This is a genomic window from Catelliglobosispora koreensis DSM 44566, assembly GCF_000379685.1.
In the GTDB taxonomy this organism is placed as follows: domain Bacteria; phylum Actinomycetota; class Actinomycetes; order Mycobacteriales; family Micromonosporaceae; genus Catelliglobosispora; species Catelliglobosispora koreensis.
Window position 1 is genome coordinate 18,674 of record NZ_KB903256.1, and the last position, 11,850, is coordinate 30,523.

The 11,850-nt window shown below is 64.7% G+C and carries 8 protein-coding genes; 3 read left to right on the plus strand and 5 right to left on the minus strand.

The window, feature by feature from the left end; all coding sequences use genetic code 11:
• The first annotated feature begins 43 nt into the window (after positions 1-43).
• Positions 44-1,264, plus strand: a complete 1,221-nt coding sequence (locus A3E1_RS0116825) for a sensor histidine kinase (protein WP_020521962.1) — start codon at positions 44-46, stop codon at positions 1,262-1,264.
• Positions 1,261-1,896 carry a LuxR C-terminal-related transcriptional regulator gene (locus A3E1_RS0116830; RefSeq protein WP_211215947.1) on the plus strand — a complete coding sequence of 212 codons (636 nt, stop codon included), beginning with the start codon at positions 1,261-1,263 and terminating at the stop codon, positions 1,894-1,896. Before A3E1_RS0116825 ends, A3E1_RS0116830 begins: the two co-directional genes overlap by 4 nt.
• Here the strand turns inward: A3E1_RS0116830 and A3E1_RS0116835 are convergent.
• From A3E1_RS0116835 to A3E1_RS0116855, 5 genes are all read right to left on the minus strand, one after another.
• Complete coding sequence (locus tag A3E1_RS0116835) at positions 1,877-2,722, minus strand: P1 family peptidase (protein WP_020521964.1); 846 nt, start codon at positions 2,720-2,722, stop codon at positions 1,877-1,879. The genes A3E1_RS0116830 and A3E1_RS0116835 overlap by 20 nt on opposite strands.
• A complete protein-coding gene (locus tag A3E1_RS0116840) occupies positions 2,719-3,654 on the minus strand; it encodes a GNAT family N-acetyltransferase (protein WP_020521965.1) in 936 nt (311 codons plus the stop codon). The genes A3E1_RS0116835 and A3E1_RS0116840 overlap by 4 nt, the downstream gene beginning before the upstream one ends.
• Positions 3,655-3,665: 11 nt before the next feature.
• On the minus strand, positions 3,666-9,368 hold the full coding sequence (locus A3E1_RS0116845; protein ID WP_322786261.1) for a ThuA domain-containing protein: 5,703 nt from the start codon (positions 9,366-9,368) through the stop codon (positions 3,666-3,668).
• A 129-nt stretch (positions 9,369-9,497) separates the two neighbouring features.
• Positions 9,498-10,028: an NUDIX hydrolase gene (locus tag A3E1_RS0116850; protein WP_020521967.1), complete on the minus strand. Its 531-nt coding sequence runs from the start codon at positions 10,026-10,028 to the stop codon at positions 9,498-9,500.
• Positions 10,012-11,028 (minus strand): potassium channel family protein, encoded by a 1,017-nt coding sequence (locus A3E1_RS0116855; protein WP_020521968.1) that lies wholly within the window; start codon positions 11,026-11,028, stop codon positions 10,012-10,014. The genes A3E1_RS0116850 and A3E1_RS0116855 overlap by 17 nt, the downstream gene beginning before the upstream one ends.
• A 632-nt stretch (positions 11,029-11,660) precedes the next feature.
• On the opposite strand from A3E1_RS0116855, the gene A3E1_RS47150 reads away from it, so the two are divergent.
• Positions 11,661-11,837 carry a hypothetical protein gene (locus A3E1_RS47150; RefSeq protein WP_020521970.1) on the plus strand — a complete coding sequence of 59 codons (177 nt, stop codon included), beginning with the start codon at positions 11,661-11,663 and terminating at the stop codon, positions 11,835-11,837.
• Positions 11,838-11,850 lie beyond the last annotated feature (13 nt).

The window sequence follows — 11,850 nt, forward strand, 5'->3', positions numbered from 1 at the left end:
AGCACTACCGTTGGCTCGATCAACAGCGGGTTAGGGTCGTAGGGTGCACGCGCGGACAGCCTGGCAGGCCATCGCCCAGAGCCCGCTGAGGTTCCTCACTTCGGCCTGGCCCTGGCGGTCGCTGGTGTACTTGCTTTCCGGTGTCGCGCTTGGGGTCATCGCGGGCACGATCCTCATCTTGATGGCCGCGGCCGGTGTGCTCCTGCTGATGGTGCTCATCGGTGTGATCGTCATCATGATGGTGGCGTTGGCGGGCATCGTCTACGCGCGGTTCGAGCGCTGGCGGTTGCGCCTGGTCGACCTCGATCCGGCGCCCGACCCGCACCAGCCAGTCACCGAGCCGGGCCTACGGGGCTGGCTGAAAACACGACTGCGCGAGCCGGCCACCTGGCGTGAGTTTGGCTTCACGTTCATCGCGCTGGCGGGCCTGTGGTGGATCGATCTGGGCGTGCTCGCCATGACGCTGTTCTTCCCGTTCTACTTCATGAGCGTGCCGCTGGAGGGCGATCCGAACACGTGGCCGTGGGTCATCATCGGGATCGTCATTCTGCTTCCCGCGCCCTACACCATCACCGCGTGGGCGGGAGCCAGAGCGGCACTGGCGCGGGCGATCCTATCGCCGCGCGATGACGAGCTGGGCGCGCAACTGCAAGAGGTGACCCGGTCGCGGGCCCGCCTCGCCGACGCGTTTGACACAGAAAGGCGCCGCATCGAGCGTGACCTGCACGACGGGGCGCAGCAACGCCTCGTGTCGCTGAGTGTCCAACTTGGACTGACGCGCCTGGGCGCTGAGCCCGGCTCCGATGTCGAGCGGCAGCTGCTTTCGGCACAGGACCAAATCAATCTGACGCTAGCCGAGTTGCGTTCGCTGATTCGCGGCGTGCACCCGCAAGTGCTGACCGACCACGGTCTCGAAGCGGCCGTGCTGTCCGCCGTTGACTCGGTTCCGGTGCCGGTCACGGTCGACATCAAAGTCCCGCGCACGGACGCCGAGAGTGCCGCCTATTACGTCATCACCGAGGCATTGGCCAATATTGTCAAGCACAGCAAGGCATCGCAAGCCTCGGTGAAGTGCCGCGTGCACACTGACTTGCTCATCCTGGAGATCCGCGACGATGGTGTGGGCGGTGCCGACCCGGCTCGCGGCACCGGATTGACCGGGCTCGCCGACCGGGTGGCGGCAGCTTCGGGACGGCTGCGGATCTCGAGCCCGCCCGGTGGTCCTACTCTGTTGCATGTGGAGATTCCGTGTCATTTCGCATAGTTCTGGCCGAGGACTCGGTGTTGCTGGCCGAAGGCGTCGTGAGCTTGGTCAGCCGCTTTGGGCACTCCGTGGTTGAAGTCGTTGACACAGCGGCGAATACGGCACCGGCTGTTGAGCGCCACTCTCCCGACTTGCTCATCACCGATGTACGTATGCCGCCCGGCAACGGTGACGATGGCTTGGTGGCCGCCGTCGCCATCCGCGCGGCCAAGCCTGAGCTGCCAGTGCTCGTGCTGAGCCAATACGTGGAACAGTCCTACGCGGCGAAGCTGCTCGACTCCAACGACGGCCGGGCGGTGGGCTATCTGCTCAAGGACCGCATCGGCGCCATTGAGACGTTCGCCGAAGCTGTCGCCCAGATCGCTTCTGGCGGAACGGTCATCGACCCGGAAGTCGTGCGGCAACTGCTGCGCCGGCACCGTGATCCGGTGGAACGCTTGAGTTCCCGGGAGAAGGAAGTCCTTGAGGCGATGGCCGAGGGCCGTTCCAACGCGGCGATCGCCCGTGCCCTGTTCGTCACCGAAGCGGCCGTCAACAAGCACGTCAGCAGCATCTTCACCAAGCTCGACCTGCCGATGGACGCTGACGATCACCGTCGTGTGCGTGCTGTGCTTACCTACCTGCGCCGCTGAGCGCCGCGTGACGGATCGCCGCGGCGACTGCCTGAGTGGCGGCGGCGCGGATGGCGTCGAGGTCAGGCTCGGCCTCGCTGGCGCCCGTGGCGAGCACCACCGTGGCGTCGCCGTCAAAACGAGTGTGCGCCGGGTTCAGCGCTCTGGCGAACCCGTCATGGCCACTCTGCGCGATCAGATAACAGTCGGCTTTGGACAGTTGAGCTTCGGTGATGATGACGACGAGAGTGGTGTTCTGAAACGGCTTCGGGGTGCCTGCTGGATCGGCATCGCTCGGGAAAAGCGGTGTGCCATCGGTTGCGATGACGTCACCCCACGGATTGACAGCCGCTATCGCGGTGACGCCCTCGACTTCGGCCCAGCCGAAACCGCCTGGCGCGAACTGCATGCGCCACTTTCCACTCGTAGCTCCCGTGCCCGCGCCGTGTTTGCCGACCACAAGCGGATCGTCATTGAGCGCGGCCAGGGCTGCCAGCCGTCCCTGCTCCGCTCCGGGAGCCGCGTCCCCCAGCTGACCGTCGAAGAGCGACATCCCGACGACGATCGGCACCGTGCCCGCTAGGGTCTGAAAGCCGCGCTCCCGCTCATGCAGCAGTTTCATCACGCCGTCGCCCGCAGCAAGGCCGAACGCTGACCCGCCACTGAGCACCACAGCGTCGACTTGACTGACCATCTTGGACGGATCGAGCAAGGCGAACTCGCGCGTCGCCGGTGCCCCGCCGCGCACTTCACCCGAAGCCACAGTGCCCGTCGGCGGAATCACCACTGTCACGCCGGTGCCTTCGCCCGTCCAGTGCCCGATCCAGCACCCCGCCAACTGCGTCATACGCCGAACCTACAGCGCATGACGTCGAATCGGCGGGTGATCCTGAACCCGGCGGCCGTGTATAACCGGGCGGCCGCCGAGTCTTCCGTCGTCCACAGGAACCACGCCATGCGGTGGCCGTCAGCCCACATGCGCCGCAGCGTTTGGTGCAGCAGGATCGCGCCGAGCCCGTTGCCACGCCGATCTGAGTGCACCCCGAACGGCCCAAACCGTCCTGGCTGACCGGCATACGTTCCGTGCATCGCCCAGCCGGCCAGCTCACCTGACGGGGCACACGCGATGACGATCCGGTCGAGCGGCAGCCCGCGCCACAACGCCTCGCGTATCGCGCGGGCCCAGTCGGGGTTAAAGTGCTCGCCTGCCAGCGCTATCAGCTCGGGCAGGTCATCTGTGCTCGGCGTGCCGATGCGCCAGCCTTCTAGGGGCTTGAGCTTCGGCATGGCGTACCCACTAAGGTCTTTTTCCATCGCGATGGCCTGATAGCGCGTCTGGAACCCTTGGCGGTCAAGGAGTTTCGCTGCCACCGGATAGGCGGCACGGTCCAATCCGGGCAGCACGTAATTTGGCGTGTACGGCGAGAACTCGACTTCAGCACGGCCGAGCCAGGTCAGCGCGCTCGTCAGCAGTTCCTGCCCGATCCCCTGACGACGGGCTTGCCGGTCGACGAAGAAGAACAAGAGCCAGCCCCGGTCGGGCTCAAGGTCTCCAGCGAGGAGAGCCACCTGGCGCCGCACGGCATAGGCGGCGCCGACGATAGCGCCGTCGCGGCGGGCCACCCGCAAGCCGTCAGCGCGGAAGTTCGGGTCGAGCAGGATGAGGTCACGAAAACGGCCCGGGCTGATGGGGTCTTCGGGAAGGCAGCGATTCCAAAGCTCCACAATGGACTCGCTATCGCCTGCCCTGAACCCATCAATCCGGACCGTCTCCGTCATGGGTCAATAAACTACAGCTTCACGCGGGTGGCGTCCTCCTCAAGCCGTCCAGCGCCCTTAAGCACCTTGCCGCCGTTGGCCTTCAGGCCCGCTCCGGTCGGCGGGGTGCCACCGAGGCGGACAATCATGGCGTCAGCGTCACGGACGAGCACGTCGCGCACTTCCGTGTTGGGCACGAGGGCCGGATCGAGGGCGAGCGCGCGCAACGCCTTGAGCTGGGTGATCGCCTTGGCGTCGTTGCCACTCGCCTCGGCCGCCCGGGCCGCGTCGAGCTTGGCCTTCAGCTTCTTGTGCGCGTTGGCCGACAGCCAGCCGGTCGCCTTGAACCGGTCCATGAGGAATTGCATGTCCCGCAACGAGGTCGTGACGAAGAACCGGACGTTGGCCGTCGTCACGTTGCCCGCCTTGTCGGTTGCCGTCACCACCAGCTCGTGCAAGCCCAGATCGAGCTCGAACATCGCTTGCAGCGTGCCGCTGGCGTAGGAGGCACCGTCCAAGGTGGCCACCGTGCTCGCCACACCGGACAGCGGATCGACCGCCTGGAACGTGACGCGCACATCCTGGCTGTCGCCATAGAGCTGACCGTCGGCCAGGCCGGAAACGATGACCGTGGGCTTGACTCCATCGATCTTCAGGATGGCCGACTTCAGCGTCTCCACATTGCCAGCACCGTCAGTGGAACGGTAGAGCAGCTCGTGCTCGCCGTTGCCGATGACGGAAACCGTTGTGGTGTAAGGCGTCCACGGTCCGCCGTCGAGCGACCACTCGGTCGCGGTGACGCCCGAACCGGCGTCACTGCTCGCCAGCGTCACAGGAACGGCGCCGTTGTGCCAGCCGGCGTCCGACGGCGGCGCGAACGAAGCCGTCGTCACCGGAGCGGACACATCGATCTTCACCTCGGTGGACTTGACGTCCTCGACGTTGCCAGCGTTGTCCACTGACCGGAACCGCACCGTGTGCACGCCATCGCCCGTCACCTGGAATGGCTCGGTATAAACGGTCCACGTGCTGGCACTGTCCACTTGGTACTCAGTGCGCGCGACGCCACCGGCATCGGTGGCCGCGAGCGCGACCGTCGCCGGTCCCGTGAACCACCCTCCCGTGACCGGCCCGGTCACCGTCGCGGTGGTCACCGGCGCTTCCAGATCCCCTGCCGACAAGCGGAAGTAGTCAAACGAAACGGTGTTTGACGATGTCTGGTTAGCACCGAGACTGAACAGGCCTATCTTGGTTGGCGTCGCATTGGTGAGCGACTCGAAGGCTGTCCACGTGAGTCCATCAGCCGAATACGAAGCGGTGTAGACATTCCCGGTCTTCGCCAGCCGCAGGTGCCAGACCGCACTGGTGAGTTCCGTGGCCTGAGGCTGCGGATTCTGCACGACACCACCGATTTCGCTGCGGAACTCGATGCGCCGCAGCACCGGCTGACCGGCCACGTTGTCCACGATGTAATCGAGCTTCAGGTAGTTGTCGTCATCGAGATAGGCCAGCAGACCTGCCTGCTGGTATTGCTCATCCATCTGGCTGCCATCCACTTTGGTCTGGGCGACCCAGTCCCCTTGCGGAGCGTTCTGCAGGATGAAGTTGGCCGGCCCGCTGTTGCCCGTGCCATAGATGTCACCGTTGGGAATGTCGATCGTCAGGCTTCCGCCATTGAGCCGGTACCCAGCGGTGTTCTCCCGCACGATGGCGTCCCAGCGGCACTTGTCGAGCGCGGCTCCCGTGAATTCGTCTGAAGGGTCAGGCGAAACCACGTCGTCGGGGCTGATCTGGAACCAGTCGAACGCGGCGTTCACGACCGGTGCGACCGTGCCACCGTTGAGCGCGAACAGGCCCACCTTGGGATTGACTATTCCCTCTAGTAGCGCTGGCCTTCCAACCGCCGTGAACGTTTGCCCGTCACTAGAGAAGGCGGCTGTCAGGTTGGTGCCGTCACTCGTGAGCCGCAGGTAGATGGTGTCGCCTGCCGGTGCGGTCGTGCTGTCGGCCGCCTCATTGCGTGGCATCCCAGCGGTTTCGCGGATGAACTCCACCCGGCGCTGCCCGGAGAACAGGACGTCAACCTTGGCGTAGTTCTCGTCGTCGCCGTAAATCAGCAAACCTGCCTGCTGGTAGTTCTCCGTCGTCGCCAGCGTCACCTTCGTGGTCGCCTGCCACGCCGCTCCCGGAGTTGGTTGCAGCACCAGGTTTGTCGCGTCGTTGCGAGCGCCATAGAGGTCACCCACGGCTGTCGGCAGGAGCAAACTTCCGCCCGACACCGAGAACGTCTGGTTCTCCCGCACGATGGTCGGCCAGCGCTCACGGTCCAAGGCGGAGCCATTGAACTGGTCGGATCTGGCTCCGAAGCACGCGTTGTTGGGTGCTTCGACCCGGATGACGACCGAACTGTAAGCACTGGCGCCACGGGCATCCGTGACCGTCAGCGTCGCCGTGAACGTGCCCGGCGTGGTGTAGGTGTGCGTCGCGTTCAGCGTCGCCGCCGTGCCACCGTCACCGAAATCCCAGGCATAGGTCAGGGGCAGATCGCCCTCGGGGTCGGTCGCGGTTCCCGTGAAGTCAACAAGCAACGGGTGGGTACCGGTGACCGGGCTCGCCGAAGCCGAAACCACGGGAGGCGCGTTCTCCGTCACGCCGCGGCCGAGGAAGTCGACCCAGTTCACGTTGAACAGTCCGCCAGCGGGGCCTCTCGCGACAAAGAACAGTGGGCCGGTCGCCGTCGATGGAGTGCTCAGGTCAACCGTGACGTCGGTGTAGACCTGCCAGTTCCCCGTCCCCGGAATCGCCGCTGAGGCAAGCAACGTGCCATCGGCCGATCCACTGCGAACCTCCAGCGTCCCGCCGTTTCCGCCTGAGGCGGCCCGGAACTGGAAGCTGTCGATTCCCGTGAGGTTCGTGGGAGTGAACGACCACCAGTCGCCGTCCTCGATGAAGCCGACGTTCTGGAAGCCGCCTTGCGTGTCGCCTGTGGTTTCCCTGACGACACCGGGGTCTCCCCCGCCGTTGCCATTGAGACGTCCCGTGGCCGAGAAGTATTCGGCCTGCTTACGCTTGGGCTGAAGTTGCTCAATCGCCCGTCCTGTCAAGGGATTCGAGCCACCGCTGCCACCGTTGTCGGTGTAGGTCGCTTCGAAAACCGTGAACACGTTGGCGTCAGCCCCGTGTCCACTCGCGAGGGACGTCTGCACGATGCCGGTGCAACCGGTGTAGGACTGCAGCGGATGCGCGTGCTCATCGTGGCCGAGGTAGACCTGCAGCGTGACCCGGCCACAGTCGATCGTCCCGTCCTCTGGGTCAGTGACGTTGACGGTGTATTCCACCTGGTCACCCCAGTTGAAGAACCCTCCTTCGGGCGGGAAGCTGATGCTGACCGCTGGCGCCGTGTTCCCTACCGTGACCGGAACGTTGGCCACGGCGGTGCGATCCGAGGTGTCCCTAACCGTCAGCTGGGCCGTGTAGTTTCCAGCCGCCGCATAGGTGTGCTGCGGGTTGGCCTCCGTCGAGGTCGCCCCATCGCCAAACGCCCAGGAGAACGTGATCTCCTGGCCATCCGGGTCACGCGAGCCCTCGCTGGAGAACTGCACCGTCAAGGGACTCGGCCCTGACGTCGGCGTCCCGCTAGCGACGGCGATCGGGGCACGGTCGCCCGCGATGTAATCGATGCGGTAGACGCCGGAGTTGTCGTTGTTGCCACCGAACCCGGTGCCCCACTCGATGAGGTAGAGCGCGCCGTCCGGCCCGAACTCGATGTCCATCGGGCGCAGGAACGTCATGCTCGTGAGCAGATTGTTGATGTCTACTAGCGAGCGCACATCTGGCGACGTCTGGAACGTGTACATCTTGTTCTGGTTCCACTCACCGAAGAACGCCTTGCCATCGTAGTAGGCCGGCCACTTACGGTCCGAAGTGGACTGTGCGTCGAAACGGTAGACCGGGCCCCCCATGGGCGCACCGCCGCCGCCGATCTCGGGGAACAGCGCATTGCCGCTGTAGTCGTAATCAACCGTGGCCGAAACGGCGGGCGGCAGGTTCGCCAGACCCGTGTTGTTAGGCGAGTTGTTCACCGGAGCGGCACAGTTGAACTTCGCACCACTCGGGCCGGACGGGAATGTGTAGTCGTTGTAGGCGTAGTTAGCGCCGTGGCAGTAGGGCCAGCCGTAGTTCCCGGGAGTGACGATGTTCCACTCGACGGTGCCTTCCGGGCCCCTGTTCGGGTCGGCCGCTTGCGCGTCCGGTCCATAGTCGGCCACCAGCAACGTGTTCGTGTGCTTGTCCATGCCGATGCGGAACGGGTTGCGGAAACCCATGGCGTAGATCTCGGGTCGCGTGCTCGCCGTGCCAGGAGCGAAGAGGTTGCCCGCGGGAACGGTGTAGCCGCCATCGGCCTGCGGGGTGACCCGCAATATCTTGCCGCGCAGGTCATTGGTGTTGCCCGAGGTGCGCTGAGCGTCATAGTTCTGCCGCCCGGCACGCTCGTCGATCGGGGTGAACGAGCTCGACTCGAACGGGTTGGTGTTGTCTCCCGTTGCCAGATAAAGGTTTCCGGCACTGTCGAAGACCATGCTCCCGCCCGCGTGACAGCAGGTGTCGCGCTGTGTGTCCACTTGCAGCACCACTTCTTCGGTGGCCGTGCTGATGGTGTCACCGCTAACCGTGAAGCGGGACAACAGGTTCCTCGGCCCGCCACCGTTGGGCGAATAGTAGAGGTAGACCCAGTGGTTGGTGGCGAAGTTCGGGTCGAGCCGCAGTCCCATCAAGCCGTCTTCGTTGCCCGTGAACACATCCAGGTCGACCGCGGTAACGGTCAGCCCGGTGTCCGGCTTGATGATCTGCACGCGGCCGTCTCGCTCGACGTAGAACACGCGGCCGTCGGGGGCGATGTCGAGCTCCATCGGGTTGCTGGTGTTGCTGTCCAGCGTGACCTTCTCGAACGAACCGTCCAATGTGGCCGTGCAGTCGGCGTCGACGACACCCGCCGTGGACTTGATGCCGCCGAGCAGGTGCGCCAGGAAACTTGGCTCCGCATACGATTCCGCGGTGTGACCGCTTCCGGTGTACCAGGATCGCCCGCCATCGAAGTCATGGCACCACGCGGTCGGATGGTCGGCACCCATCGCCCCTGTGCCCGGGGAATATGTGGACTCGTTCAGGCTCGCGAGCACGTGCACGTTGCCGCGCGGGTTGGCGCGGAAGTTGTACCACTCGTCAAAGCGCGACCACGTCGCCGGAAGCCCAGCCGTTGAGGGGTGGGCCGGGTCCTCCACCTTGATCGTGGCTTGCTGATTGTTCGGGTGCGCCGAGAAGTAGGCGCCCACAAGCTGGCCGTACCATGGCCAGTCATATTCGGTGTCAGAAGCCGCGTGAACACCGGTGAACCCGCCGCCAGCGCGAACGTAACGCTCAAACGCGGACTGCTGTGTCGCGTCGAGAACGTCGCCGGTCGTGGAGAGGAAGACCACGGTGGCGAACTGAGCCAGGTTGGCATCGTTGAAAGCGGCCGCGTCCTCGGTGGCGACAACCGTGAAGTCGTTGGCGGCACCCAATTGCTGAATGGCGGCGATGCCTTCGTCAATGGAGTCGTGCCGGAACCCGGCCGTCTTGGAGAAGACCAGCACGGAATAGGAAGCCGCGTGCGCTGGCGTCGCGATGACCGCGAGGAAGGTGGCCAGCATAGCGGGGATGGCAAGGAGGAACACTTTTCGGCGATGGCGCAGCACACTAGCTCCCTGAGTCTGCTGTGAACGGTGTCCGCTGTGGACGGTTCGCCGAAGTACCGTCTCAGTTGTACCGATTGACTCCGGTCAGCCTAAGGGCTAGTGAGCGGGGTTTCAATACGTGTCTGTCGATTAACGAAACACCTTGAGCGCCAAGGGAATGAGCCGTTCCGTAGCGTGCGCCATCGGCTCCGGGAGGCTGCCGGGGGCAAACCATCCCAGGGCGTGGGATTCCTCGCTGAGCTGCTCGTCCGTATTGCCGGTCGCCAGGATGGCGAAGCGGACGTCGAAATGGAACTGCCCGCCGTGACGGCAGTTCACCGCGTGAATATCGAGGTCAATGGGCACGGGGTGCACGACGAGGTCGGCCAGCCCGGACTCTTCCCGGGCTTCGCGGAGCGCCGCTTCGGCCAAAGTGGAGTCTCCCGGCTCGCAGTGCCCGCCGAGCTGCATCCACTTGTTCGCCCGGCCGTGCAGGCACAGCAGCACCTTCTCCAGCCCGGGGTGCACGATGAGGGCGCTGGCGGTGAGGTGGGCATACGGATGGCTGGCCCAGATCGCGTCCTGGCTCGACTCAAGCAGGTCCAGGAACCGCTCGCGCACCGGATCGCTTTGCGGCCAGGCCGCGATGACCTGGGCCGCGTCGTCATGCAGTGGAGACATGATCCCCTGACCTGGAGTCCTTGATGTAGATCAGCATGTCGCCGGTCTCCACGGTCAGCGGCACCGGCCCGGCCGCCGACTCGATCTGACCGCGGCGGTAGACCGCGATCACGACCTCGCTCAGGTCCTTCGTCAGCCGCCCGACCTCAGCCCGCAGCGCTGAGCGCATCGCGAGCGCCATTCCGGTGCCCGGCGTCAGCAGATCCTCAACCACATCGATCAAAGGTGGTGCCGAGGTCGACAGGCCGAGCAGACGGCCAGCGTTCGACGACGAGACGACCACGTGGTGCGCCCCGCTCTGCTTGAGCAACGGCGCGTTCTCGTCTTCCCGGGCGGCCGCGATGATCCGCACTTTGCCGCCGGTCAGCTGCCGTACCGTCAGGGTGATCAACACCGCCGCTTCATCGCTGTTCGTCGCGATGATCACGGCTTGCGCGTCGCGAACGTGCGCTTGCGTGAGCACGGCAGAGCTCGTGGAGCTGTCCTCGATGACCACCAGCCCATCGGAGAGTGCTTGACGTGCGGCGTTCTTATCGGGCTCGACGACGATGATCGCCTTGCGGTCCGTTCCGTTTTCGATGAGCGCGCGAACGGCGGAGCGGCCCTTGGTGCCGTAACCGCACACGATGATGTGGTTATTCAATTTCTTTCTCCATCGGGCGAGGCGGACCGAGTCGCGGTATTGCTCCGTCAGCACTTGCAAGGTCGTGCCGACCAAGATGATGAGGAAGAGCACCCGTGCCGGAGTGATCAGCAAAACGTTGATCAGCCGGGCCTCTGGCGTCACCGGGGTGATGTCGCCATAGCCGGTCGTGGACAGGGAAACGACGGTGTAGTAAAAGCAATCCAGGAGCGTCAGCCCGTCCCCGTTGCCATCGCGGTAACCATCGCGGTCTAGGTAAACCACGGTGACAATGAAGAGAATCAGCCCCACCGCGGCGATGAGTCTCGTGCCAATAGCCTGCAGCGGATTGCGGGCAAGGGCCGGCAGCCGGATCATGCCCGCTACTTTAGGGCCTCGGTTCTACATTGATTGCAACCAGCCGGCCGCGGATCCAGCAGGGAACGTGAAGTTCCTTGATGACGGTACGGTCGCCCACCTGCGCGCGATGACGATTGACCTTCCGGCTTTCCCTATAACGGCCTTGAATCGCCCAGCGGGCTAGGTCACCTTCAAGGACAGGCGGGGAACGGAAGAAATCTTCGCCAACGTCGGCGGGCAGCCCGGTGACGAGATCCTGCTTCCTTGCACTGTGGCCCGACGGAGGTCCCGCCGGGACTGCTGGTCGTCAAGCAGACGGAAAAGCACCTTCACCGTGCTCGGATACGTCCCGGGTCTCGCGCATTTCGACCGGTTCTACGCGGTCGACGGTGACTTGGTAGCCGAAGCGCACGACAGCGAAAGCACGACCCAGGAACAACGCTGGCGCTTCCACTGGCATCGCACCGCTTTCGCTCCCGTGCCCGGCAACAAGCCTTCGCGAAAGGCGACTATTACCCGGCCTAAGGCGATCTGCGTGAGTCATCGTTCAGTGTCTTCGGTGGACAAAAGAAGGACCCCTGCGACACCGGCGGCACACTGTCGTTTGTGGACGGTCACAGCGCGTCTGGGAATGTCGCGACGCCATTGCCGTGCTGACGTGCACGACACCGGAAGGCAAGCAGGAGCAACGGGTTTACGCCAAGCGGCTGCTGCAACTGAGCGGTCCGGCCACGGTTCGCCTCGAAGCCGGGCTGGCGGTCGTCGAGACCGGCGGTTACGTGCGCGAATTCCAGTCGGTTGGCTACATGCTTACCGAAGTCAGCTAGCGGGGATAGGCTG